Annotated in this window: 33 protein-coding genes; 16 read left to right on the top strand and 17 right to left on the bottom strand. The window is 27.2% G+C overall.

The features are described from left to right. Positions 1-38: 38 nt before the first annotated feature. The 5 genes from ACQY31_RS03945 to ACQY31_RS03925 all read right to left on the bottom strand — a co-directional run bounded on the left by ACQY31_RS03945 (position 39) and on the right by ACQY31_RS03925 (position 3,644). A complete protein-coding gene (locus ACQY31_RS03945) occupies positions 39-1,157 on the bottom strand; it encodes a hypothetical protein (RefSeq protein ID WP_428081068.1) in 1,119 nt (372 codons plus the stop codon). A 73-nt stretch (positions 1,158-1,230) separates the two neighbouring features. Next, positions 1,231-1,830 carry a hypothetical protein gene (locus ACQY31_RS03940; protein ID WP_428081066.1) on the bottom strand — a complete coding sequence of 200 codons (600 nt, stop codon included), beginning with the start codon at positions 1,828-1,830 and terminating at the stop codon, positions 1,231-1,233. Further along, the gene (locus tag ACQY31_RS03935) at positions 1,830-1,976 is read right to left on the bottom strand and encodes a hypothetical protein (protein ID WP_428081064.1); all 147 of its coding nucleotides are present in this window, start codon (positions 1,974-1,976) and stop codon (positions 1,830-1,832) included. The genes ACQY31_RS03940 and ACQY31_RS03935 overlap by 1 nt, the downstream gene beginning before the upstream one ends. 272 nt (positions 1,977-2,248) lie before the next feature. Beyond that, complete coding sequence (locus ACQY31_RS03930; RefSeq protein ID WP_428081062.1) at positions 2,249-2,632, bottom strand: hypothetical protein; 384 nt, start codon at positions 2,630-2,632, stop codon at positions 2,249-2,251. Positions 2,633-2,876: 244 nt separating this feature from the next. Continuing rightward, positions 2,877-3,644: a hypothetical protein gene (locus ACQY31_RS03925; protein ID WP_428081060.1), complete on the bottom strand. Its 768-nt coding sequence runs from the start codon at positions 3,642-3,644 to the stop codon at positions 2,877-2,879. 149 nt (positions 3,645-3,793) lie between these two features. Between ACQY31_RS03925 and ACQY31_RS03920 the strand changes: the two genes are divergently transcribed. Genes ACQY31_RS03920 through ACQY31_RS03880 form a run of 9 tightly spaced genes read left to right on the top strand, consistent with a single transcriptional unit; the run spans position 3,794 to position 7,139 of the window. Next, positions 3,794-4,477, top strand: a complete 684-nt coding sequence (locus ACQY31_RS03920) for a recombinase family protein (RefSeq protein ID WP_428081058.1) — start codon at positions 3,794-3,796, stop codon at positions 4,475-4,477. Next, a complete protein-coding gene (locus ACQY31_RS03915; protein ID WP_428081056.1) occupies positions 4,477-4,719 on the top strand; it encodes a hypothetical protein in 243 nt (80 codons plus the stop codon). The genes ACQY31_RS03920 and ACQY31_RS03915 overlap by 1 nt, the downstream gene beginning before the upstream one ends. Further along, positions 4,706-4,969, top strand: coding sequence for a hypothetical protein (locus ACQY31_RS03910; protein ID WP_428081054.1), 264 nt, complete (start codon positions 4,706-4,708; stop codon positions 4,967-4,969). The genes ACQY31_RS03915 and ACQY31_RS03910 overlap by 14 nt, the downstream gene beginning before the upstream one ends. After that, positions 4,950-5,321, top strand: a complete 372-nt coding sequence (locus ACQY31_RS03905; RefSeq protein ID WP_428081053.1) for a hypothetical protein — start codon at positions 4,950-4,952, stop codon at positions 5,319-5,321. Before ACQY31_RS03910 ends, ACQY31_RS03905 begins: the two co-directional genes overlap by 20 nt. 1 nt (position 5,322) lies before the next feature. Then, positions 5,323-5,745 carry a hypothetical protein gene (locus tag ACQY31_RS03900; protein ID WP_428081051.1) on the top strand — a complete coding sequence of 141 codons (423 nt, stop codon included), beginning with the start codon at positions 5,323-5,325 and terminating at the stop codon, positions 5,743-5,745. Beyond that, complete coding sequence (locus tag ACQY31_RS03895; RefSeq protein ID WP_428081049.1) at positions 5,745-5,924, top strand: hypothetical protein; 180 nt, start codon at positions 5,745-5,747, stop codon at positions 5,922-5,924. The genes ACQY31_RS03900 and ACQY31_RS03895 overlap by 1 nt, the downstream gene beginning before the upstream one ends. Then, entirely contained in the window at positions 5,924-6,331 is a 408-nt protein-coding gene (locus tag ACQY31_RS03890) for a hypothetical protein (RefSeq protein WP_428081047.1), read from the top strand. The genes ACQY31_RS03895 and ACQY31_RS03890 overlap by 1 nt, the downstream gene beginning before the upstream one ends. Continuing rightward, on the top strand, positions 6,331-6,714 hold the full coding sequence (locus ACQY31_RS03885; protein WP_428081045.1) for a hypothetical protein: 384 nt from the start codon (positions 6,331-6,333) through the stop codon (positions 6,712-6,714). Before ACQY31_RS03890 ends, ACQY31_RS03885 begins: the two co-directional genes overlap by 1 nt. Further along, a complete protein-coding gene (locus ACQY31_RS03880) occupies positions 6,714-7,139 on the top strand; it encodes a hypothetical protein (RefSeq protein ID WP_428081043.1) in 426 nt (141 codons plus the stop codon). Before ACQY31_RS03885 ends, ACQY31_RS03880 begins: the two co-directional genes overlap by 1 nt. An 80-nt stretch (positions 7,140-7,219) precedes the next feature. Here ACQY31_RS03880 and ACQY31_RS03875 read toward each other — a convergent pair whose 3' ends face one another. The 8 genes from ACQY31_RS03875 to groES form a co-directional block, all read right to left on the bottom strand. Continuing rightward, positions 7,220-7,396, bottom strand: coding sequence for a hypothetical protein (locus ACQY31_RS03875; protein WP_428081041.1), 177 nt, complete (start codon positions 7,394-7,396; stop codon positions 7,220-7,222). A gap of 48 nt (positions 7,397-7,444) precedes the next feature. After that, complete coding sequence (locus tag ACQY31_RS03870; RefSeq protein WP_428081039.1) at positions 7,445-7,834, bottom strand: hypothetical protein; 390 nt, start codon at positions 7,832-7,834, stop codon at positions 7,445-7,447. Then, complete coding sequence (locus ACQY31_RS03865; RefSeq protein ID WP_428081037.1) at positions 7,831-7,983, bottom strand: hypothetical protein; 153 nt, start codon at positions 7,981-7,983, stop codon at positions 7,831-7,833. Before ACQY31_RS03865 ends, ACQY31_RS03870 begins: the two co-directional genes overlap by 4 nt. A gap of 27 nt (positions 7,984-8,010) precedes the next feature. Next, on the bottom strand, positions 8,011-8,211 hold the full coding sequence (locus tag ACQY31_RS03860) for a hypothetical protein (RefSeq protein ID WP_428081035.1): 201 nt from the start codon (positions 8,209-8,211) through the stop codon (positions 8,011-8,013). A gap of 26 nt (positions 8,212-8,237) precedes the next feature. Beyond that, complete coding sequence (locus ACQY31_RS03855; RefSeq protein ID WP_428081033.1) at positions 8,238-8,591, bottom strand: hypothetical protein; 354 nt, start codon at positions 8,589-8,591, stop codon at positions 8,238-8,240. A 386-nt stretch (positions 8,592-8,977) separates the two neighbouring features. Beyond that, complete coding sequence (locus ACQY31_RS03850; RefSeq protein WP_428081031.1) at positions 8,978-9,664, bottom strand: hypothetical protein; 687 nt, start codon at positions 9,662-9,664, stop codon at positions 8,978-8,980. Positions 9,665-9,952: 288 nt separating this feature from the next. Beyond that, the gene (groL, locus tag ACQY31_RS03845; RefSeq protein ID WP_428081029.1) at positions 9,953-11,617 is read right to left on the bottom strand and encodes a chaperonin GroEL; all 1,665 of its coding nucleotides are present in this window, start codon (positions 11,615-11,617) and stop codon (positions 9,953-9,955) included. Between the two features lie 23 nt (positions 11,618-11,640). Next, positions 11,641-11,931 carry a co-chaperone GroES gene (groES, locus tag ACQY31_RS03840; RefSeq protein WP_428081027.1) on the bottom strand — a complete coding sequence of 97 codons (291 nt, stop codon included), beginning with the start codon at positions 11,929-11,931 and terminating at the stop codon, positions 11,641-11,643. Between the two features lie 130 nt (positions 11,932-12,061). Here groES and ACQY31_RS03835 point away from each other — a divergent pair, with 130 nt between their 5' ends. From ACQY31_RS03835 to ACQY31_RS03810, 6 genes are read left to right on the top strand one after another with little or no spacing between them, the layout of a single operon-like run. Further along, a complete protein-coding gene (locus ACQY31_RS03835; protein ID WP_428081025.1) occupies positions 12,062-12,880 on the top strand; it encodes a TIGR01459 family HAD-type hydrolase in 819 nt (272 codons plus the stop codon). After that, on the top strand, positions 12,874-13,797 hold the full coding sequence (locus ACQY31_RS03830; RefSeq protein ID WP_428081023.1) for a bifunctional riboflavin kinase/FAD synthetase: 924 nt from the start codon (positions 12,874-12,876) through the stop codon (positions 13,795-13,797). Before ACQY31_RS03835 ends, ACQY31_RS03830 begins: the two co-directional genes overlap by 7 nt. Further along, positions 13,794-16,523: an isoleucine--tRNA ligase gene (gene ileS, locus ACQY31_RS03825; protein WP_428081021.1), complete on the top strand. Its 2,730-nt coding sequence runs from the start codon at positions 13,794-13,796 to the stop codon at positions 16,521-16,523. Before ACQY31_RS03830 ends, ileS begins: the two co-directional genes overlap by 4 nt. Further along, on the top strand, positions 16,523-17,023 hold the full coding sequence (gene lspA, locus ACQY31_RS03820) for a signal peptidase II (RefSeq protein ID WP_428081019.1): 501 nt from the start codon (positions 16,523-16,525) through the stop codon (positions 17,021-17,023). The genes ileS and lspA overlap by 1 nt, the downstream gene beginning before the upstream one ends. Then, positions 17,016-17,336: a DUF3035 domain-containing protein gene (locus ACQY31_RS03815; protein ID WP_428081017.1), complete on the top strand. Its 321-nt coding sequence runs from the start codon at positions 17,016-17,018 to the stop codon at positions 17,334-17,336. Before lspA ends, ACQY31_RS03815 begins: the two co-directional genes overlap by 8 nt. Then, positions 17,336-18,490, top strand: coding sequence for a glucose-6-phosphate isomerase (locus tag ACQY31_RS03810; protein WP_428081016.1), 1,155 nt, complete (start codon positions 17,336-17,338; stop codon positions 18,488-18,490). Before ACQY31_RS03815 ends, ACQY31_RS03810 begins: the two co-directional genes overlap by 1 nt. Here ACQY31_RS03810 and rsmD read toward each other — a convergent pair. Both rsmD and purD read right to left on the bottom strand, forming a co-directional pair. After that, positions 18,487-19,050, bottom strand: a complete 564-nt coding sequence (gene rsmD, locus ACQY31_RS03805; protein ID WP_428081014.1) for a 16S rRNA (guanine(966)-N(2))-methyltransferase RsmD — start codon at positions 19,048-19,050, stop codon at positions 18,487-18,489. The two genes, ACQY31_RS03810 and rsmD, sit on opposite strands and share 4 nt — an antisense overlap. Beyond that, entirely contained in the window at positions 19,047-20,312 is a 1,266-nt protein-coding gene (gene purD, locus ACQY31_RS03800) for a phosphoribosylamine--glycine ligase (RefSeq protein WP_428081012.1), read from the bottom strand. The genes rsmD and purD overlap by 4 nt, the downstream gene beginning before the upstream one ends. Before the next feature lie 23 nt (positions 20,313-20,335). On the opposite strand from purD, the gene ACQY31_RS03795 reads away from it, so the two are divergent. Beyond that, a complete protein-coding gene (locus ACQY31_RS03795) occupies positions 20,336-20,530 on the top strand; it encodes a DUF2093 domain-containing protein (RefSeq protein WP_428081010.1) in 195 nt (64 codons plus the stop codon). Here the strand turns inward: ACQY31_RS03795 and ACQY31_RS03790 are convergent, their stop codons facing one another. Continuing rightward, complete coding sequence (locus ACQY31_RS03790) at positions 20,531-21,391, bottom strand: lysophospholipid acyltransferase family protein (protein ID WP_428081008.1); 861 nt, start codon at positions 21,389-21,391, stop codon at positions 20,531-20,533. Beyond that, complete coding sequence (gene lpxK / locus ACQY31_RS03785) at positions 21,388-22,299, bottom strand: tetraacyldisaccharide 4'-kinase (protein ID WP_428081006.1); 912 nt, start codon at positions 22,297-22,299, stop codon at positions 21,388-21,390. Before lpxK ends, ACQY31_RS03790 begins: the two co-directional genes overlap by 4 nt. Between the last annotated feature and the right edge of the window lies 1 nt (position 22,300).

Below are 22,300 nucleotides of genomic sequence, written 5' to 3'. Positions count from 1 at the left end.
GGGGTTAAACCCTTGACCATTATTTTGATTATTGAGATTTACTTACTTTTTAAGTCGGAATACCCAATGTTATTTGGAATAACAGAATTAACTGTTTTAGAAGTTATTTCTTTGAACTTCTTTTTGAACGCAGTTAAGTATTTTTCTCTTAACTCTTTACTTCCAAGTTTTGTTATCCAATCAAAAGTGAGAGTAGTTATACCATTCGCAAGTTGTTCGTTGAACGCAACACCAACTTTCATCGGTTTATCCATATGGTCAGTTGAGTAACCAAGTTTATCAACAGACATTTCTTTCAATGCGTCTTCAACAACTTCCTCAACTCTTTCTCTAATGTAGAAAAGAGTATTAGGTTCTAAACCAGATAATCTATTATCACTTTCAATCGCAACTTTTAGAAAATCAACAGGTTTAGATAAATCGCCATATTCCCAAGGAGAAGGTGATTTTTGTTTCTCTCCATAGAAATACTCAAACACATCTTTCTGTGTCGTATAGATACTACACATATTGATGAACGCTTCTCTCGCAGTTTCATCACTATTCAAGTTTTGTTTAGTTACTTGAGTTGTAATGTAATATTGAGTTGTCCAACTTTCTGGTAATTTATTTAACTTATATAAATCACTTAAAAGTTCAGATTTACCTATCTTTATATACTTTGCGATAGTTGTTTCTGATAATGGAAGAACTTGTTTAAGAATACCGAAGTCATCCTTAAGTTCTTGTTCTGCGTTATAAAGTTCAACACAAACATTGTAGATTGATTTAACACCGACAAGAATGTTGTTGAAGATTGAAGTATAGAACTTTTGAATATTATTAGTTCTAGTCTTAATCACCTGGTCATCTGTGGCGTTTTTACTAACTTTTTCACAGACAACTCTTTCAACAATCATTTTATTAGAGTTCATATCAAATTTGTTTGAAAACTTTTTGATTGTATCTCTAATATTGTTTTCTTGTTGGTCTTTCTTTTTTTGTTTCTCAAGTTGAAGTATCTTTTCTTTTTCTTCAACTTCTTTCACTATGTTACTAGAAGTTTCAGATAATTTTGAAAACTTCTCATAAGCGTTATCAGTTGAGTTCGCAAGAGATTGTAAAAATTCTCTTGTTACCTCAATGTCTTCTTTGACTTTACCATTTGTTTTAGTCATATTACTCCATTGTTATAGGTTTAATTAACTCACAGAAAATTCTGTGAGTATCTAATTGTTTCCAATTAAATTCTTAAAATTTTGAATAAATTTTTGTTGGACGAGATAGGATTTGTTTTTTAGTTAAACCGTCACTTCTTTTATGACTTCTAACTATTCTCATCTTCTCTTTATTTTCAGAACTTGTTGAATATTGTTCTAATCTAAATTCTCTTTGATTTTCATTTTCATAATCTGGATCTCTAAAGTTTTCAAAGAAAATGTAATTGTCATCTCTTTCAATTAAATCAAATTTTATATACTCATAATCATATGCGTTTGCGGATTTACAAATTATTTGTAAAATATTTTCTATTTCTTCTTGTTTATTGGTTCTACATTCAACACTACAATTTACTTTTCCATTTATGAAAGAGTATTTTGTTTTGTAATTTTCAACTATAATCCAATCAACTTTGAATTTTTCTATTTCCTTGTTATTCCAATATTTTCTATAAACTTTATTTTCAAATTGTTCTTTATTCCAATTTTCAAATTTTTTGATTTCTTCTCTTTTAATCTTTTTGTGTTTATTAGGATTAAGTCTTTGACTTAAAGGTATAAATTTTTGATTTGAAATATCTGTCTTATCTTTGAAAATCAAATCAAAATATATTTTGTAAATTTTAATCATTAACAAAATACCTCTTCAATATATTGTCTTTTTAATTCTTTTAATTTTTTGACAATCTTATCTACTTCAGTTCTTTGTTTGATAGGAACATTCAAACAAAGAACTTTAAGTATTAGTTCTTCTAATAAAATGATTTTATTAGACATTAGTTTAATCCCTCCCGATAGTTACAATCACCACAACTACAATTTCGTTGTAGTAATTTTAGTTTGTCTTTTGCGTTGTTAAAATCTATGTGGATGACTTCTTTGTTATGTTGAAGACACCACACTTTTAATCCAATGGATGTAAATCCTACTTTGACTTGTTGATGAGGTAGTTGATAAACATTTGTTTCAATACAATCATCACAATAGATAAGTTGTCTGATTTCGGATTTATCTTTCTCATTGGTTAAATCTAAATGAAAGTTCTTCACTTACGCTACTTTCAAATCAGAATTGTATGTTTCTAAAACTCTTGTTGAAGTCTTAGGTGTTTTCTTCAATCTAAGAATTGAATTAAACATAGGTTTTACTTTAGTTTTTTGACTAATATGTCTTTTCTTCTCTAATTTCTTAACATCATTTAAGTAATCAGAAATGTCTTCTTCTTTGTAAGAAATATTCTTCATTACAAACGCATTTTTAGAGTAAGTGTTTTGATAGTGATTACTACTTTCTGGTAGTTTTTGAGTTTCTAAATAAACACTTCTAATCATTGGGTCTTTTATTGTAGGGAATCTTCTTTCAATATCTTCACTACATTTTCTTTGTTTTTCATTTTGATACATTCTCATTTGTTTCACTCCTTTGTTAATCATTATGTCTTAATTGTATCAGACAGTTATTGAAAAATAGTTGGACAGATAGAGTTAAGACTTTAACTGTCCTAATGAGAGATAAGTAAGTAACATTAAGGACTACACTATGAATTAAAACAACAACAGATTTGTTACTTACTTTTCTCATCATATACCTTAAGTATAAACTATAAAAAGAGTGAATTGAGGAGACAGATAGAGTTAAGACCTTATCTGTCCTATAAAAAATATTTCCAGTCGGAAATTAAGATGAATATTGACCTGGAAATTCTCCATTACAAACATTCTGAAGAATTCTTTTTGCGTTTGTTCTGTATCTTGTAATTTGTCTTTCTAAACTTTTTACACTTGAGAATTTTTTACCAAATCTTTGTGTAGTCCATTTATTAGTCTTATAATTTTTATCTAAATTTATGTCTCCTTCAATTTTAGGATCAAATTTTAGAAAATCTTGTGTTGTGAATTTATCCATCGCACTTCTTTTACCTAATCGTTTTAATATTTGTTTTCTTCTTGCGACTAATCTTCTTCTAGTTTCTCTTAAAGTTAATTCTTCTTCTCTATGAAGTTTCCAAGTTTCTAAATAGATTTGAAGTTTTACATAATGATTTCTTTGAGTATCTACTTCTTTCTTTTTTTCTTTTTCTTTACCAAGAATTTCTCTAATCTTTTGAAGGTTGTATTCAATTGGTGAAGTTTTAGATATTTGAATAGTCAATGAATTAGGTAAGTGTTTAATATTGTTTGATTTGATGACTTTTGGGTCAAAAGTCTTTTTTGAGAACAAATCTCTACCTATTTTACTCCACCAAATATTAAATGAAGTTGTTACTTCTTTTTGTTTTTCAATAAAATCTAAATTCCAACCACTATATTTTGACTTATCTACCTTAAATTCATCTTTGTATTTAAGACAAATTCTCAAGTAAGTATAATGAAGACGATAAATCTGTATCTGTTTATCTAATACAGTTTCTTTATGAACTAATGATATTTGTTCTTTTACTCCCATAGAAAAAATCTATCCCAATATGTCAAAAATTCAAGTTTTTGAGAAGACAATTAAGAGAATTCCTTAATTGTCGTGGTAATTCCCTTGATACCCCATCCGATCCTGTTAGCGTTCTCTTTCAGAACTCAATTTAGAAAGGAGAAATAAAAATGAGTAAAACATACATTTATTGTAGAAATAGTGATATAAACGCATTTGAGAAGGGTAGTTCAATTGAAACCCAAATCAAAAAATCTACACTTTACGCCAATTTGAAGTCCTTAAATGTAGATGAAATTGTCAAAGAACAATGTAGTGGAACAATACCTTTTGAAAGACGAGAACAAGGTTTTGAACTACTAAAAAAGGTCAAACAGAATGACAATATCATTTGTAGTCATTTAGACAGATGTGGAAGAAATACACTTTCTTTACTTCAGTTAATTCAAAAACTTAAAAGAAAGAAAGTTAAACTTCATTTCGTAGATTTGAATTGTGAAGTAACTGGTTCAGATGCGATAGGGAATGTCTTTCTAACTATGTTGTCTTGTTTCGCACAGTTTCACGCAGAACAAACTTCTCAAAAAATGAAAAGTTATAGAGAAAGAATGAGAAGTGAAAACAAGTTCGCAGGTGGAAAAATGACATTTGGTTATGACAAAGATGAAAATGGTTTCTTTGTTCCTGTTGAAAAAGAACAAGAAGTTATCCGTCAAATGTTGTTTATGAGAAAACAAGGTAAAAGTTACAGAACAATTTCGGACGTAATTTCTAAATCAACTCGTAAGAAATTTCCTTTGTCTTGGACACACAAAATAATTCAAAGAGAAATGTCGGAACAAGGAGTAGCGTAATGGATTATCTTTGTTCGGAATGTTCTACTCAATTATCAAAATTTGAGATTGAGTTGAATACACTTTATCCAGTTGGAAAACTCTATTGTGAATTCTGTCAGAACAAACACGAAAGAGAAATTATTAAAAAATTATCAGACAGTATTTCTGATTTAGATTTTTATGATTATCCAAAAACGATAGCGAAATACAAAAAACAAGAAGAAGAAACAAAGAAAAAGGACAAAAATGAAACTAATTAAAACAATTATATTTTTGTTTCTAATTAGTTTTACTACTAACGCTTTTAGTAAATCAAACGAATATTACAGAACTACACTTTTACACATTATGATGGAGTGTAGTTCTGAATGTCAAAAATCTGTAATTGAAAAAGAAATTAAATATTTAATCTACGAGATAATAGAAAAACTATTAAGAAAACTAGAATTAGAGTTATTGGAAAAGAGAATATTAACTGTTAATGTTAATAATGTTAGATTTCTTTTTTGATAAAGGTGGTTTAATTCTTATCTGTTTATTTTTTTTTGGCGCACTTTCTTTTAGAGTTAAAGATTGTTTAAATAATAAAAGAAATTTTATTACTTCTTTAGTTTTAAATTTTATCGTTTTATTTTTAAATTTAGTTGTAATTGGAGTTTTATTTTATAGTTTTGGATATTTTGGTGGTTATCTAAAATCTTCATTTATGACACCTCTATATTTACAGTATTTCTACATTGTTTTTTGTGTAATCGTTGGTCTTTATATTTTCTCTAAATTTTATCTATTTCTTAATAAATTTTACTTAAATTATTTAGATAAAGGTATTTTCTCATTTAAGAGAAAATCTGGTAAAATTTAAAATGTTGAAAAATTTTTTTTTAATCATTTTTATTAGTTTTTTAATATCAAATATTTCTTATTCAGAAGAAAAAACTTTGCGTTGTTTATTTGTATTGGGTGAAAGAAATGAATTTACAGAAAATGGAACAAAGACTTTTGAATTTGGTAAAGGAGATAAAGAAGACGAATATCTCGTAATAGATTTTGAAAAAGAAAGAATTAAATCTGCGCCATACTATCAAGGTTTCTTTAGTACAAATTTTACTTTTCAACCAGAAAAAATAACCTGGAGTAAAACAAAAAAAAATAATTACACTTTTTATGTTGAACTCAATAGAGTATCTGGAAGATTACAAATTATATATAATTCATTACCAACTGGAATAGGGTCTTATAATGAGGAGTATTTTTATACCTGTGAAAATTTTAAAACTAGATTTTAATGAAAGTATATAAAAAAACTTTTGATTTTTATGTAACAGACGCAGAAGTAGATAATTATGTCCATACTATACTTCAAAGTCCTGAAGTAGATCCTGAAGATGAAATAGATGTGTCTTTAGATAGAGATGACTACAATACTTATCTAACTCTTAAAGTTTTTGATAGACAATTACACTGATGAGATTGTTGTTTTTTATAACATTATTCTTTGTTGTGACTTTTTCTAATTCTTGGTCATTATTTCACAAAAAAGAAGAAAAATATGTTTGTAGCGAAACTTCAAATGGTAAAAAATTTTTATATATTTTTGATATAAAAAATAAAAAAGTCTACCAAGATATTAAAACTGATGATGGATTTGATTTGGTGATTGGAGATAATTATTACGCTTGGAAGATGAAATCATATGATTTGATTGATGGCGGTATTTTTTATGAGAATGGTAGATTAATGATTGTTGATACAGTTCATATTCTTTTGAATACAGATACAAAACAATTAACTCTTGAAGCAGAAGAAAGTGTCGCAACAAAACAATTTAATAAAAAAAGAGTAACCAAATATCAAAATTGTAAAAAGTTATAATGAAAAAAATATCTTTAATAATTTTATTATTCTTTATTTTTACTAACAATTCTTGGTCACTAGAAATAATTGATAAGTTGTTTAATAAAACCAAAGTTTATAAATGTTATTATAAAGATTTGTCTGGTCCAACATTTATTGGAATTAATAATGACTTTATTATTATAAATTTTGATGAGGAAGAAAAATACGCAATCAAGTATCCTATTACGAATGAAAATGAAAAAACTATTTACGCTGAACTTCTAGTTAATCAAAAATTAGACAGAAGAATAACATTTAAAAAAATCTCTAAAGAATTAACATTAGATTATAGACCAGGAAGAACCGTTAAAACTATAAGTGATTATTTTGAATTATCTTGTGAGTTAATTGAAAACTAATGTTAGGAACATTTTTAATATATGTATTTTTTAATCTAATGATTTTTGGTATGTTAGGAATGTCAGTTGGATTTTATTCTGAATACAAAAAGAGTAGAAAAAAACAATATCTTATTGGAACTTCACTTTGTTCTATTTTGTATTTAGGAGTTATTTTTTTACAATTTCAAAGTCCAACAACACCTAGTGTTATTATTTTATTATCTCAACTATTTTTAATTTGTGTAGTTGTAATTGACATAAAATTTAATAATCAAAGAATATTAAAATTCTTCTCTAATTTGTTTGGAAAGATTAATGATTTTTTTGAATATACTTTACCTAGTTTTTTTGAAGGTTTTTTTTTATATTCATTTTTAATCATAATATTTCTCGGAATAATTTATCTAATTGTAAAGTTAGTTAAATACTTCTGGTATTTGTAATTAACATTCGGTAGTAGATAATGAAATACAGGGAATCTACTACCGAAGTTTTAATCAGTTTGAATGAAAGTTATTACTATTTATAATTTAGAACTAATGTATCGTTTGATACTACCTTCAATTATTTGAGAATACTTCCTCATATCTTTATCTGCGACTTGTCTAAAAGTATTCATCAAATTTTTATCAATTGTAAAAGTCACCTTTGTTTTATCTGAAACAATATTGTTATATCTATTTTCGTTTATGTTTATCATTTGGAGATTTCCTCTAGTTTTATTTTCACTTCAAACTAATTAAATTTTTTAATCTCTATCTTTAATATCGTATGCGAGTTTTACATCGCCAATGATTTCATCAACTATTCTTGTCCATAATCTCATTGAATGTGCGTCAGTTGTTGAATGACCTAATGATTTTAGATGGTCTAAAAAATTTTGTTTTTTAGTAATCAATCTATTGTAAGTCATCATATCTTCAAATTCCGCATTTACTTTTTCTGTATCAAAATAAACTTTTTGTTCTTTGAACTGATTTGATTTCTTAATCGCTCTTATGTCATATATACCACCGACATTATGTTTAGACATTTGGTCTAATTTCGCTTGATAATTTTTTTGTTGTTCTTCTTTCAATTGAGAATTTTTAATCGCTTGTCTTCTCAATTGTTCTACATTCATTGGAACTAATGTCATATTTTTCTCTCTCTCTTAAATTTAAGTTCTTCTTCTTTACGAAACTTTGTTACGAAAACATCTAATTCTTCTAACAAGGACAATCTCGTCAAAGTGTTCTTTTCTGTTTCTATTTTTCTTATGAGTTCTTTTATCTTTGGGTTCATCATACTTATATTTATTCCTTTTCATTTTGATTAGTCGTTAAACAAAACCGCTCTATTGTTACTTTCTTTAATTCTTTCATTTACAGATTTGTCCCGACCTGTTTGTTTTATAAATTTCATAATTCTTCTTATTAACTTTTTTGACCTTATGTGTTGTGAGTGTAAAGGTTCAGTATTTTCAATTGTCCATTTACAAACTTGTAAAGTTTCCGACAAATGCTCATCACTCATTCTCATCCATCCCATTTTCTCTCTCCTTAACTGATTAAAAAGTTTTCACTTTCCTGACTTGTAAATTGTTTAATTTGATAACTAACAACAGCGTTTTTATCGTTTGATACTTGATACCAAGGTCTAAATCCTAACTTCTTCCACCCTTGAACGATTAGAGTTAATACATTCAATACATCATATTCTTTTGGAACTTGAACTAACAAGTTTATATGGTTATTGTTTAATTCTCTCTCAAAGAAACCATAGAAACCAACTCTCTTTTCAGGACACTTAATAAAGTTTTTACATAATTTACGATTAACAATGGCGTTCAATAATCTGAACTTCTTTTTCAATGTATGAATAGTTAAGTTAGTATCTGTGTTTAAGTTAATCATAAAATCTTTACATATCTTACTCTGGTCTTTAATGAGTTCCTGATATAGTTGTTCTTGTTTGTTACTTCTTACTCTCTTGTGTTTTGTTTCTATCTTTTGTTTAGACATAGTTAATCGTATCTACTTCAACTCACATTGTTGTAGTTAATTGGTTATAACCTTTGTAATGGTATAAAAGTTATGAAATACTATTTCATAGAGAAATACCTGTTTGTAATTTCTCAAATCGTGGATTCTTTTCTACCGATAAATGTTTATTTAAGAACCACTCACCTTACGATATAAAATGGTATTTCAAATAAACTATTACAAAGTATGTAAAAGTATTTATACAACTGCGTATCTACGCATTGGAAAAAAATGAAATTATTTTATCTGCGTATTTGTTAATTATCTAAGGAATTGAAGTAATTAGTTAATACTGTTTCTGGTTCTTGTCCTTCTTCAACTTGTTTCTCTAGTTCTTGTAATTTAGTAAAATCACTAAACTTCTTATGTTTGAATTTCTCGGTATAAACAGAAACAAGTTTATCTCGTGGTGATAGAATATGACCTTTTCTTTTTCTACCAGATTTCTTTTCTCCTGTTTTAGTGACTTTTGTTGAATAATCTGTATCTGGTGTATTTTCTGATTGTTTTAATCTAACTTCAATATCACCTTGTTCCAATCTAGGTGAGTTGTCCATTGTTTGACTACTTCTATATTGATGACCTTGAACTACTGTATCGTAAGGATATTCAAAAAACACATCTTCAGATTTAGAGAATATAAAACATACTTTCCAATCTTTATCGTAACCTTTTTCTTTTTTCGCATATTCAAATTTCTCAATATGAAATTTTTTAACAATCATTTTCATTGAACCTTTGAGATAAGCGTAAGCGTATTTTATTTTAGAAAAATTATCTGAATGTATATTCCAATGACCTTGAGTTTTGTTTTCTTTATCGTTTTTGATATTCTTAATGTAATTGGAGTAAGTAACTGAAAAGACTAATGCGTCAGTTACACTATCTGAAATCTTAACATCTGGTTCTTCATTGATTTGATTTTCAACTACTTCATTTTCCATTAAATAATTGTAGCGAAACTTGAAAATCAATTCCAGAGTAAATTAAGACTAGAAATTGAGGGTATAGACTAGAAATGTTCTATTTGTGAAACGAATTTTAAGACGAGTAGAATAGGGGTAAATCAAAAATAAGTAGTGTGTATCGTTTAGGGGTAAAAAGCGGGAATTTCTTAAAAGATGACTTCATTGAAACTTCATTGAAACTTCATTGAAATGATGAAACAAAAAAAAACCCCCGAAGTGTTTATTTTCGGGGGTTTATTAAATTTTTGGGTTGGGTTTTTGAACTTACATTCCCATTCCACCCATTCCTCCCATGCCACCCATACCACCAGGCATACCACCAGGCATTCCACCACCAGCAGCATCTTTTTCCTCGGGTTTGTCAGCAATCATCGCTTCTGTAGTTACTAATAATCCAGATATTGAAGCAGCATCTTGTAGAGCAGTTCTTACAACTTTAACAGGATCTATAATACCTTTAGCGAACATATCGCAATATTCTTCGCTTTGTGCATCATATCCATGTGTTTTTTTATTTTGCTCTAACAATTTGCCAACAACCACTGAACCATCTACACCAGCATTCTTAGTAATTTGTCGGATTGGAGCTTCAAGTGCTTTTCTAACAAGTTCTACACCTGCTTTTTGATCATCGCCTTTTGCTTTAACCTTACCAAGGTCTTGAGCAGCATAAAGTAATGCACAACCACCACCAGTTACAATGCCTTCTTCAACTGCGGCTCTTGTTGCATTCAAAGCATCTTCAACTCTATCTTTTCTTTCTTTAACTTCAACTTCAGTTGCACCACCTACTTTGATTACAGCAACTCCACCAGCTAGTTTTGCAAGTCTTTCTTGAAGTTTCTCTCTGTCATAGTCAGAAGTTGTTTCGTCAATTTGTTGTTTAATTGAAGCACATCTACCTTCGATATCAGATTTTTTACCACTTCCATTAACTATTGTGCTATTATCTTTATCTACTTTAACTTTCTTACATGAACCTAGGTCATCAAGTTTAACATTCTCAAGCTTAATTCCTAAATCTTCAGAAATAACCTGACCTCCAGTTAAGATAGCAATATCTTCAAGCATTGCTTTTCTTCTATCACCAAAACCAGGTGCTTTTACAGCAACTACTTTTAGCCCACCTCTTAACTTGTTTACTACTAAAGTTGCTAAAGCTTCTCCTTCAACATCTTCAGAAATAATCATTAATGGTCTTCCAGCTTGAACAACAGCTTCTAATAGAGGAACCATTGGTTGGAGGTTTGTTAATTTTTTTTCATGTAAAAGAATGAAAGGGTTTTCTAACTCAGTCGTCATTTTATCACTGTTAGTAATAAAGTAAGGAGATAAATATCCTCTATCGAATTGCATACCTTCAACAACGTCTAGTTCAGTTTCAATTCCTTTATTTTCTTCAACTGTGATAACACCTTCGTTTCCAACTTTTTGCATTGCTTTTGCAATCATTGTCCCGATTTCTTTATCACCGTTTGCAGAAATAGTTCCAACTTGTGCAATTTCATCACTGTCTTTTACTTTTTTAGCAGATGCTACTAAGTTTTCTTTTACAACTTCAACCGCCGCATCAATTCCTCTTTTTACATCCATAGGATTCATGCCAGCAGTTACGTATTTTACACCTTCTCTAACAATTGCTTGTGCAAGAATAGTTGCAGTAGTTGTACCATCACCAGCTTCATCGTTTGTTTTGCTAGCAACTTCTTTAACCATCTGCGCACCCATGTTTTCAAACTTATCTTCAAGATCAATTTCTTTAGCAACAGAAACACCATCTTTAGTAATTCTAGGTGCACCATAAGATTTATCCATTACTACGTTTCTTCCTTTAGGACCCAAAGTTACTTTAACAGTATCAGCTAAGATATTTACTCCTCTAATCATAGCTGCTCTTGCTTCAGCATCAAATTTAACAACTTTTGCCATTTTGTTTTCTCCTTTAAATTAAATTACTTACTTGAAATACCCATAATGTCAGACTCTTTCATTATGCTATATTCTTTTCCATCTATTTTGACTTCAGTCCCTGACCATTTGCCAAATAAAACTTTGTCTCCAACTTTGACATCCATTGGTAATATTTTTCCATCTTCTGTTTTAGCTCCACCACCAACAGCAACAACTTTTCCTTCTTGAGGTTTTTCTTGAGCTGTATCTGGTATAATGATTCCACCAGCAGTTTTTTCACTGCTGTCTAAAACTTCGATTAAAACTCTGTCATGTAACGGTTTAAACTTCATAAATCTCCTTTATAATTCTATATAATTATGACCCTCATATAGATATTTCGTAGCCTATTTCAAGATCAGAGAATTTTTTAAGAGTAATTATGCTAGGAAAATCTAAATATTATGGTTTATAGGTAAAATAATGACTAAAAATTTAGACTTAGATGGCCTTCAGTCAATTGCTGATAATTATGACCTTTTTTACATAGATTTATGGGGGGTCATTCATAATGGTGTCAAATTACATAACTCAGCAATAGCAACTCTAAATGAACTAAAGAAAAAAAATAAAAGTTTTGTTCTTTTAACTAATGCTCCTAGACCAAACGTTACAGTTAATAAATTTTTAGAAAAAATGGGCATGAGTGAAGATTTGACAAAGCATGTTTTTACCTCAGGAGAGGCAGCTCTAAATTTTTTAAAAACATCTTTCAAATCTAATTATTTTTTTCATATAGGTCCTCCAAGAGATTTTGATTTATTCAATGAATTTAAAAACAATAAATCAACTGAGTTAAATGAAAGTGAATATTTACTTTGCACAGGTTTGTTCGATGACCATAAGGATGATTTAAGTTATTACAAAAACCTACTTGAAAATCACACAACAAAAAAAATGATTTGTACCAACCCTGATTTGATTGTTGATCGAGGAAATATTAGAGAATTGTGCGCAGGCTCAGTTGCTATGGTTTTTGAAAAAATGGGTGGAGAAGTAATTTATTTTGGCAAACCTCATGCTGAGGTTTATAATCAGTCTATAGAAAATATTGGTAAGAAAGTTTTGGCAATTGGTGATAATTTAAATACAGATATAAAGGGTGCTAACTTATTAAATTACCATTCCTTGTTGGTTTGTAATGGAATTCATAAGGAAGAGATACAAAATAAAGGAGTTAATGAAGTTTCAAAAGAGTATGAAGCTATCGTTAATTTTACTCAAACAGAATTAAAATGGTAAAGTTATATAAAAATTTCAATATTAATAATCACCACAAAAATTCAATTATATTAATTGGAAATTTTGATGGTCTTCATTTAGGACATCAAAAATTATTTAAATTAGCTCTATCATATAAAAAAAAATATAACTCAAAAATTGGTGTGATTAATTTTGATCCAATGCCTAAAATGTATTTTAACAATTCATTGAAGAATTTTAAAATTTCGTCTGTAAATCAAAAATTAGAATTACTTAAAGAATTAAAAGTAGATTTTATAATTACAAAAAAATTTGATAAAAATTTTTCTAAATTAAAATCAATTAAATTTATAAAAGAAATTTTATATAAAAAACTCAATTGCAAGTTTATATTTGTAAGTAATAATTTTAGATTTGGAAATAAAAGAGAAGGTGATGTTAAATTACTTATACAAAATGAAAAAAATTATAATTATAAAGTTATTAAACCAAAGCCACTTTTAAAAAGTAAAATAATAGTATCTTCAACGATAATAAGAAACTTTCTAGAAAAAGGTAATTTAAGTAGAGCTAATAAATTTTTAGGAAGAGAGTGGACTATTGATGGAATAGTTCAAAAGGGCAGACAAGTTGGAAAAAAAATTGGTTTTCCGACATGTAACATAGATATTAAAGATTATGTCTTAGCACAGCCAGGAGTTTATGCAGTAAGAGTACTAAGGAAAAAAAATCAAAAAAAATTGAGTGGTATAGCAAATCTTGGCTATAGACCCACATTTAATCAAAAAAAAATCTTACTTGAGGTACATTTGTTTAATTTTTCTGGAAATCTTTATAATAAGCTTTTATCAGTGCAGTTTTTAAAGTTTATTAGAAAAGAAAAAAAATTTAAGAATGTTGATCAACTTAGAAGACAAATTAAATCTGATTTAAATATTGCAAAAAAAACTAAATGAGTAAATCTGAAATAAATCTGCCCAAAACAGCTTTCTCAATGAAGGCGAACCTGCCAACTAGAGAACCAGAAATTTTAAATTATTGGCAAAAAATAAACCTTTATGATGAATTAAGAAAGTCAAGCAAAGGTAAAGAAAAATTTGTCTTACATGATGGCCCTCCATATGCAAACGGCAATATTCATATGGGGACAGCATTAAATAAAATTTTAAAAGACATAATTGTAAAATTTCATCAAATGGATGGCAAAGACTCAATTTATGTACCTGGATGGGATTGTCATGGTTTGCCGATCGAATGGAAAATAGAAGAGGAGTATAAAAAAAATAAAAAAAATAAAAATGATGTCCCTATAGTTGAGTTTAGAAAAGAGTGTAGATCTTTTGCTGAAAAATGGATTGAAGTTCACAAAGGTCAATTCAAAAGATTGGGTGTAGTTGGTGATTGGGAAAATTACTATTCAACAATGAGTTTTGATGCAGAGGCTCAAATAGTAAGAGAACTTGGCAAATTTCTTAAAGAAGGAAGTTTATACAGAGGATATAAACCAGTTTTATGGTCAACTGTTGAAAAAACTGCTCTAGCTGATGCAGAAGTAGAATATCAAGACCATAAGTCAGATACTATATACACATCCTTTTCAGTTAGGTCGTCTAAAATTAAAGAATTAGAAAAAAGTGAAATTATAATTTGGACAACTACACCATGGACAATTCCTGCTAATAAAGCATTAGCTTATAACCAGGCATTAGAATATGTATTACTGGAAGTTAATGATGAGGGAGATTTTCAAAACAGAAAAATAGTTGTTGCAAAAGCTTTACTTGAGTCAGTCATAAAAGAATGTGGCATTAAAAATTATAAAGAGATTAAAAAGTTTAAAGGAAAAGAGTTTAAAGACACTATTTGTAACCATCCTTTTTTAAACTTAGGTTATGAAGCTGAAATCCCAATGTTAGAAGCAAGATTTGTGACGACAGAGCAGGGTACAGGAATAGTTCATTGTGCACCAAGTCATGGGCCTGATGATTTTAATTTATGTTTGAATAACGGAATAAAAGCAATAGAGACAGTTGATGGTGACGGAAAATATACAAATAATGTAAAATTATTTGAAGGCATTCATATTTTTAAAGCTAATTCAATAGTAATTGAAAAACTTAAAGAGCAAAAAAATTTATTATCAAATGGTGAACTAGTTCATTCTTATCCTCATTCTTGGAGATCAAAAGCACCATTAGTTCATAGAGCAACACCTCAGTGGTTTATTTCTATGGAAAGTCACAAATTAAGAGACAAAGCTTTAAAAGCTATAGATGATACAACATTTTATCCAAGCAAGGGAAAAGAAAGATTAAAATCTATGATCGAAACAAGACCTGATTGGTGTGTTTCTAGACAAAGGGTATGGGGAGTCCCTCTACCTATTTTTGTTAATAAAAAAACAAAAGAAATTTTAGTTGATGATGAGGTTAATGAAAATATTGCAACAATTTATGAAAAGGAGGGATCTGACTGCTGGTTTTCAGATGATCCGCAAAGATTTTTAGGTGATAAGTACAATGCCCAAGATTATGATAAATTAAGTGACATTGTTGAGGTTTGGTTTGATAGTGGCTCAACTCATTCATTTGTATTAGAGAAAAGAAGCGATCTTAAATGGCCAGCATCAATGTATTTAGAAGGTTCAGATCAGCATAGAGGTTGGTTTCATTCCTCATTATTAGAATCGTGTGGAACTAGAGGTAGAGCTCCTTTTGACTCCATTTTATCCCATGGTTTTGTTGTAGATGGAAAAGGTTTAAAAATGTCTAAATCATTAGGAAATGTGATTGCTCCTGAGGATATTTTAAAAAAATATGGAGCAGATATATTGAGGATATGGGTAGCCTCTTCAAATTATTCTGAAGATTTAAGAATTGATTATTCAATTTTAGATCAGCACGCAGATTCTTATAGAAAAATTAGAAATACATTTAGGTATTTATTGGGAAACCTGAATGATAACTTTGAAGTTGTTGATTTTAAAAAAGTAAATATTAAAAATCTTCCTGAATTAGAACATATAATGTTACATAAAATTTATACTTTGAATTCTAATTTTAAAAGATATTTTAAAAATTATGATTTTCACAACTTGTACAAAGAGTTATTAAATTTTTGTACAGTAGACCTATCTTCATTTTATTTCGATATAAGAAAAGATACTTTATATTGTGATAGCCTAAATTCGGAAAAAAGAAAAGCGACAAGTCTTGTTTTAAATATTATTTTAAATTCACTTTTAAAATGGTTCGCGCCTATTTTATCTTTTACCACTGAGGAAATTTATAGATTACTATCTAAAGAAAATAAAAGCATCCATCTTGAAAAGTTTTTAGATTTTCCAGAAGAATTTAATAATGAAGAATTAAATAATAAATGGAAAGAGCTGATAAATATAAGAGATATATGCAATATTAGCATTGAGGAGAAACGAGCTAACAAGGAAATTGGATCAAGTTTAGAAGCTCATTTAAAAATTCAATTAAACAATAAATATAAAAAATTAGTTGAGAATATTAATTTTTCAGAACTGTGTATTACTTCAAAAGCCGAAGTTTATTTTAGTGATAATCCAGAGATTCAAGTGAAAACTTTTAAAGCTATTGGAGACAAATGCTCAATTTGTTGGAAAATAAATGATACAGGTTGTGAGAGAGCAATTTGTCCTAAAAGTAATTAATGGAAGTAAGAAATAATTTAAAAAACTTTTTATTAAAATTCTTTGTTGTTTTGTTTATTTATCTTTTAGACAGGATATCAAAAATTTATATACTTCACTTAAGTAAGAATAATTTTGAAAATGAATTATTTGTTTCTAAATACCTAAATATTACACCTCTATGGAATAGCGGTATATCTTTTGGAATATTTTCACTTGAAGAAGGAAAATTATATCATTTATTAACTGCATCAATTGGAATTATAATTTTAGTATTAGTAATAATGGCTTTGAACAATCAAGGTTTTAAAAAACTATTATTATTAATTATAATAGGAGGTGCACTTGGAAACTTTCATGATCGTATACAATTTAATGCAGTTTTAGACTTTATAGATTTTCACGTAGCAAATTTTCATTGGTTTATTTTTAATGTATCGGATATATTTATTACTTTAGGGGTAGCCGGTATGATAATATTAGAATTAACTGATAATAATAAAAAAAACCAAAATGAATAAATTGTTATTATTTTTAACATTAGTTTTATTTACAATAAGTGGATGCTCCACTGTAAAAGAAGCATTTGATCCTCAAAGAAAAAATGGATCAGAGGAATTTTTGGTTGAAAAAAAAGCCCCTCTTTCAATGCCTCCAAATTTTGATGAATTGCCAATTCCAAAAAGTCAAAAAATTGAAGAGGTAGAGGAAGTGGATGACATACAAAATTTAATTTTGAGTTCGGAAAATAATGAACAAAACTCGTCAAAAAAAGAAAATCCTTCAGAAAATAATTTGGAAATTTCAATATTAAATCAAATTAATAAAAATTAATGTTATCAAAAGGTATTAATTTTCTTAATTTTAAGATTAAAAAAAAAGAAAAAAAAATTGATTTAAAATTAAAATCAATCTTAAACGAAAATAATCAAGTCATTCAATCTTTAAGAAAAACTTACAAAGATAGTTTTAATAAAAAAAAATTAAAATCATTGGATAAAACTCTTGAATATAGAATTATTGGTATGGGTGGTTCAACTCTGGGTGCTCAAGCAATATATGATTTTTTAAAAAAAAAAATTAAAAAAAAATTTTCTTTTATTGATAATTTACAACCAAAACATAAATTATTATTTAATAAATCTTGTAATAATTTGGTTGTATCTAAATCAGGAAATACAATTGAGACCATTGTAAACTTCAATACTTTAAAAAAAAAAAAAGATAAAAATCTCTTTATTACAGAAAATAAAAATAGTTATTTGAGACAACTTGGTAACAAACTAAAATGCGAAATTATTGATCACAATAATTATATTGGAGGAAGATACTCTGTATTATCTGAAGTTGGAATGTTACCATCTGAATTAATGGGTTTTAAACCAGAAAATTTTAGGCAATTAAATACACTTATAAAAAATAAAAAATTTATGGATGCATTAATTATTAATGTTTCAAATATAATTTTTTTTCTAAAAAATAAAAAATTTAATTCCGTAATAATCAATTATGATGAGTCTTCGACCAATCTTTTCAATTGGTATCAACAGTTAGTTGCAGAAAGTTTGGGTAAAAATAAATCAGGTATATTGCCGATAGTATCAAATATGCCAAAAGATAATCATAGTGTAATGCAGTTATATTTAGATGGGTTTCAAAATAATTTTTTTACGTTTTTTTTTGTGAAAGAAAAAAATTCTATCAAAATAAACAATAAAACAATCTTATCAGATTATAAATATTTAAAAAATAAAAATATTAACCAAATTATGTATGCTCAAATGAAAGCAACAGAGAATGTGTTTAAAAAAAAAAAAATCCCTTTTAGAACTTTTGAAATAAATAAAAGAGATGAAAAAACTTTAGGAGAACTTTTTTGTTTTTTTATGCTAGAAACAATATTAATTGGGAAGTGTCTAAATATAAATCCTTATGATCAACCAGCTGTGGAGTTAATAAAAACTCAGACTAGGAAAATTTTAACTTAAATAAAATTTCCAAATATTATTTTAGAAATTCCATATTTTTTTTCTTCAATAATTTTAAATTTTTCAGGAAACTCTTCATCATCTTTTTTATGTCTATGAATAATTATTACTCCATCAGGTTTAAGAATTTCAAATTTAAAAAGATTACTTAAAATATTAGCTACTTTTTTTTCTTTATAGGGAGGATCTAAAAAAATAATATCAAACTTTTCTTTTTTCTCTAAAAAATAAAAATCATTTATTATATCTTTTTCAATAATATTGTAGTTACTGATTGATTTGAGATTTGATAAATTTTTTTTTAAAATTGGTAATATTTCTTCATAATTTTCTACAAAACTTACATGTATTGCTTTTCTAGATAAACATTCTATTCCAAAAGATCCTGTTCCAGAAAATAAATCTAAGACATTAGATTTTTCAAGATTTATCGAAAATTTATTTGAATGATTAATAATATTAAAAATAGACTCTTTTGTTAAATCTTTTAAAGGTCTTGTTTCTTTATCTTTAGGCTCTAAAATTTTTTTACCTCTAAAATCACCGCCAATAATTCTCATTTATCAATAACTTTGTATCCAATATCTTTTCTATAAAAACCTTTTTCCCAATTTAATTTTTTTAAGTTTTCTTGGATATTTATTTTTGCTTTACTGTAAATTTCTGAAAGACAGACAAAGTTCAATACTCTACCACCAACTGCATAAATTTTATCATCCCGCTTTTCTGTTCCTGCATGGAATAAATAATTATTTTTATCTAAATTTAATTTCTCAAGATTATTTATAATTAGATTTTTTTCATACTTTTCAGGATAGCCATTTGAGCATAATACAACACATAAGCTATTTTTATTTATCCATTTTATTTCTATTTCACTTAACTTTTCATCAATACATGATTCAAAAATTTTTACGATATCAGTTTCTAAAGTTGGCAGTATAGTTTGGCATTCTGGATCACCCATTCTTACATTGTATTCAATTAAAAATGGTTCGTCTTTTACAATCATTAATCCAGCGTATAGAAATCCTTTATATTTTGTTCCCAAATCATTAATACCTTTTAAAGTTGGTTTAATAATTTTTTTTAATATTTTTTGCTCCAATTCTTCACTAAATAGTCTTGATGGAGAGTATGCGCCCATACCACCAGTATTTTTACCTGTATCACCTTCTCCAACTCTTTTATGATCTTGAGCTGATCCAAAATATTTAAATGTTTTTCCATCGCTAATTATGAAGTAACTCATTTCCTCACCCTCTAAAAATTCCTCAAAGAGAATATTTTTTGCAGTCCCAAATTTACCATCAAATATTTCTTTTACTGCTAAATAAGATTCTGCTTTTTCTTTACAAATATATACACCTTTTCCAGCTGCTAAATTATCTGCTTTAATTACTAGTGGGTGTTTTGCTTTATCAATATATTTATAAGAGTCTTCAGCATTTTCAAAAATACCAAACTCTGCGGTTGGTATATTGTATTTTTTACAAATTTTTTTTGTAAAAATTTTTGAACCCTCTAATTGTGATGCAACTTTATTTGGTCCAAAAACTTTTATATTTAATTTTTCGAGATAATCTACTATCCCATTTACAAGCGGATCCTCAGGACCTACAACTACAAAATTAACATTATTTTTTTTTAAGAAATCATAAATTGTTTTAAAATCATTTATATTTAAAGAAACATTTTCAGCTAACTCAGATGTTCCAGCGTTACCTGGTATACAATAAATTTTTTCAACTTTTGTTGATTTAGAAATTGAAAAGGTAAGAGCGTGCTCTCTTCCTCCACTTCCTAAAATTGCAATTTTCATATAACTATTTATATATCTTAGAAATGAAAAATAAATTAGCTAAATTAAAATATCTGCCTAATAACTTCAATGTATTGGAAGCAGGAGATCATGTAATATGTGCCATCTCGAGGAAAAAAATTATGTTAGAAAATTTAACTTATTGGAATGTGGACAAACAGGAGGCATATTACTCATATATAGAAGCTTCATTACAACGGGAAAAAGAAAATAATTAATTAAACTTTCCAACGATCGTGAGTCCAAATCCACTGATCAATATTCTTCAATATCATTTTTTCAAGAATATCATTTAAATGTTTTGTGATTTCATAAATGCTTCTTGATCTATTTATCTTGATAGGTTTTGAAACATACATTTTGAAATGATGTGATTTTTTTCTTTCAATATAAATTGGTACAACATTACAACCATATTTTTTTATTAATTGTGCTGGAATTGTCGTCGTCGTTGCAGGATTTCCAAAAAAATTTATCTTTTCTCCTTCTCTTACTCTTTGATCAATCATTAGAGCAATTGAGGTACCTTTTGACAAAAAACGTATAATTTCTCTTGTACCAGCTCTACCTTTTTTAATTTGATTTTTACAAATATCTCTAATTCTAATTGTTTCCATAATTGTGTTTAAATAAGGATTGTTCAGCGGTCGATAAATTGCAGCGCAATCAACTCCAGCTTTTTCAATTTGCATTGCCATTAATTCGAAGTTGCTAAAATGACCTGAAACAAAAACAACTTTTTCACCATTTTTTTTTATATTTTTTAAATAATCCAGCCCCTCTATAGAAATGTATTTTTCTAAGCTGTCATTTTTAAAATTTTTTAAATGTACATATTCTGAAAAAATTCTTCCATAATTTCCAAGCACATTTGAAGCTATTTTTTTAAAGTTATTTTTTTTGTCAATATTGGCTTTTTCAAGATTATTTACGATTAATTCTTTCGATCTAAAAATCGGCCCAAGATACTTACCTATCAGAAATCCTAATTTTGAAGATGCTCTGTATCCAATTATTTCAAATATGATGAAAAAGATCTTTATAATAATGAATTGAATAATATGTTTAATTTTTTTCATATTTTAGATTTAAGAAATTTTTTTAACTTATTTATATTTTGAATTTTTAGTTTAACTTTTAAATAATTAATATCTTTTTGCTGCTTTTTAGCTAATCTTAAAAAATCTTTTTCAGTAGTAATTATCTTTAACTTATTTTTATTAGCTTTATCCTTTATATTATCTATTATTTCATCTGATATACTATAGTGGTCTGGAAAAATAAATTTTTCTTTTATTTTAAATTTGAATTTTTTCAGTGTATTTTCGAATTCATGTGGATTTCCTATACCACAAAAAAATAAAAATTTATTTTTTATATTATATTCTTTGAAATTAGTAGGTTCATATATTGAATCAAAAATTTTTAAATTCTTATTTATTTTTTTTATTTTTTTTTTTATTTTTTGATTTTTCTTAAAACCATTGAGAAAAACAATATCATAATTTTTTAATTCGCTTGAATTTTCTCTTAAAGGACCTGCTGGTAAAAGAAAATTATTTCCAAAACCTTCATAAGAATTAATACATACGATTTTTAAATCATATTTAATATTTTTTTGTTGTAAGCCATCATCTAAGATAGCTAAATCAAAGTTTTTTTCTGCAGCTTTCAGTGCATCTATTCTAGAATTTGAGGATATAATTTTACCTCTTTTTTTTAATAAATTATATTCATCCTTTTGATTTATGTATCTCTTTTTAATAAATACAGTTTTAAATTTATCTTTAAGTAATTCATTTAACTCTACTGCCAAAGATGTTTTTCCTGTACCACCTGCACTTAAATTTCCTATACAAATTGTTTTTATTTTAAAATTTCTTTTTATATTTAATTTTTTTAAAAAATTAATGCTGAAAGTAATTAATGTTAAAGGATATAGGAAAAGTGAGATAAAATTTTTTGTTTGCCAAAAATTTGGTTTCATG

The organism is Candidatus Pelagibacter sp., from assembly GCF_965262185.1.
Taxonomy (GTDB): Bacteria; Pseudomonadota; Alphaproteobacteria; order Pelagibacterales; family Pelagibacteraceae; genus Pelagibacter.
This window is presented reverse-complemented; position numbering and strand designations above follow the sequence as displayed.

Coding starts and splice junctions, on each gene's coding strand:
- ACQY31_RS03945 (WP_428081068.1), bottom strand. CDS start 1,157: ATGACTAAAACAAATGGTAAAGTCAAAGAAGACATTGAGGTAACAAGA.
- ACQY31_RS03835 (WP_428081025.1), top strand. CDS start 12,062: ATGACTAAAAATTTAGACTTAGATGGCCTTCAGTCAATTGCTGATAAT.
- ACQY31_RS03905 (WP_428081053.1), top strand. CDS start 4,950: ATGTTAGATTTCTTTTTTGATAAAGGTGGTTTAATTCTTATCTGTTTA.
- ACQY31_RS03850 (WP_428081031.1), bottom strand. CDS start 9,664: ATGGAAAATGAAGTAGTTGAAAATCAAATCAATGAAGAACCAGATGTT.
- ACQY31_RS03815 (WP_428081017.1), top strand. CDS start 17,016: ATGAATAAATTGTTATTATTTTTAACATTAGTTTTATTTACAATAAGT.
- ileS (WP_428081021.1), top strand. CDS start 13,794: ATGAGTAAATCTGAAATAAATCTGCCCAAAACAGCTTTCTCAATGAAG.
- ACQY31_RS03895 (WP_428081049.1), top strand. CDS start 5,745: ATGAAAGTATATAAAAAAACTTTTGATTTTTATGTAACAGACGCAGAA.
- ACQY31_RS03810 (WP_428081016.1), top strand. CDS start 17,336: ATGTTATCAAAAGGTATTAATTTTCTTAATTTTAAGATTAAAAAAAAA.
- purD (WP_428081012.1), bottom strand. CDS start 20,312: ATGAAAATTGCAATTTTAGGAAGTGGAGGAAGAGAGCACGCTCTTACC.
- ACQY31_RS03830 (WP_428081023.1), top strand. CDS start 12,874: ATGGTAAAGTTATATAAAAATTTCAATATTAATAATCACCACAAAAAT.
- lpxK (WP_428081006.1), bottom strand. CDS start 22,299: ATGAAACCAAATTTTTGGCAAACAAAAAATTTTATCTCACTTTTCCTA.
- ACQY31_RS03920 (WP_428081058.1), top strand. CDS start 3,794: ATGAGTAAAACATACATTTATTGTAGAAATAGTGATATAAACGCATTT.
- groES (WP_428081027.1), bottom strand. CDS start 11,931: ATGAAGTTTAAACCGTTACATGACAGAGTTTTAATCGAAGTTTTAGAC.
- ACQY31_RS03935 (WP_428081064.1), bottom strand. CDS start 1,976: ATGTCTAATAAAATCATTTTATTAGAAGAACTAATACTTAAAGTTCTT.
- ACQY31_RS03795 (WP_428081010.1), top strand. CDS start 20,336: ATGAAAAATAAATTAGCTAAATTAAAATATCTGCCTAATAACTTCAAT.
- ACQY31_RS03875 (WP_428081041.1), bottom strand. CDS start 7,396: ATGATAAACATAAACGAAAATAGATATAACAATATTGTTTCAGATAAA.
- ACQY31_RS03885 (WP_428081045.1), top strand. CDS start 6,331: ATGAAAAAAATATCTTTAATAATTTTATTATTCTTTATTTTTACTAAC.
- ACQY31_RS03880 (WP_428081043.1), top strand. CDS start 6,714: ATGTTAGGAACATTTTTAATATATGTATTTTTTAATCTAATGATTTTT.
- ACQY31_RS03790 (WP_428081008.1), bottom strand. CDS start 21,391: ATGAAAAAAATTAAACATATTATTCAATTCATTATTATAAAGATCTTT.
- ACQY31_RS03940 (WP_428081066.1), bottom strand. CDS start 1,830: ATGATTAAAATTTACAAAATATATTTTGATTTGATTTTCAAAGATAAG.
- ACQY31_RS03860 (WP_428081035.1), bottom strand. CDS start 8,211: ATGAGTGATGAGCATTTGTCGGAAACTTTACAAGTTTGTAAATGGACA.
- ACQY31_RS03855 (WP_428081033.1), bottom strand. CDS start 8,591: ATGATTAACTTAAACACAGATACTAACTTAACTATTCATACATTGAAA.
- ACQY31_RS03925 (WP_428081060.1), bottom strand. CDS start 3,644: ATGGGAGTAAAAGAACAAATATCATTAGTTCATAAAGAAACTGTATTA.
- lspA (WP_428081019.1), top strand. CDS start 16,523: ATGGAAGTAAGAAATAATTTAAAAAACTTTTTATTAAAATTCTTTGTT.
- ACQY31_RS03890 (WP_428081047.1), top strand. CDS start 5,924: ATGAGATTGTTGTTTTTTATAACATTATTCTTTGTTGTGACTTTTTCT.
- ACQY31_RS03870 (WP_428081039.1), bottom strand. CDS start 7,834: ATGACATTAGTTCCAATGAATGTAGAACAATTGAGAAGACAAGCGATT.
- rsmD (WP_428081014.1), bottom strand. CDS start 19,050: ATGAGAATTATTGGCGGTGATTTTAGAGGTAAAAAAATTTTAGAGCCT.
- groL (WP_428081029.1), bottom strand. CDS start 11,617: ATGGCAAAAGTTGTTAAATTTGATGCTGAAGCAAGAGCAGCTATGATT.
- ACQY31_RS03910 (WP_428081054.1), top strand. CDS start 4,706: ATGAAACTAATTAAAACAATTATATTTTTGTTTCTAATTAGTTTTACT.
- ACQY31_RS03900 (WP_428081051.1), top strand. CDS start 5,323: ATGTTGAAAAATTTTTTTTTAATCATTTTTATTAGTTTTTTAATATCA.
- ACQY31_RS03915 (WP_428081056.1), top strand. CDS start 4,477: ATGGATTATCTTTGTTCGGAATGTTCTACTCAATTATCAAAATTTGAG.
- ACQY31_RS03865 (WP_428081037.1), bottom strand. CDS start 7,983: ATGATGAACCCAAAGATAAAAGAACTCATAAGAAAAATAGAAACAGAA.
- ACQY31_RS03930 (WP_428081062.1), bottom strand. CDS start 2,632: ATGATTAACAAAGGAGTGAAACAAATGAGAATGTATCAAAATGAAAAA.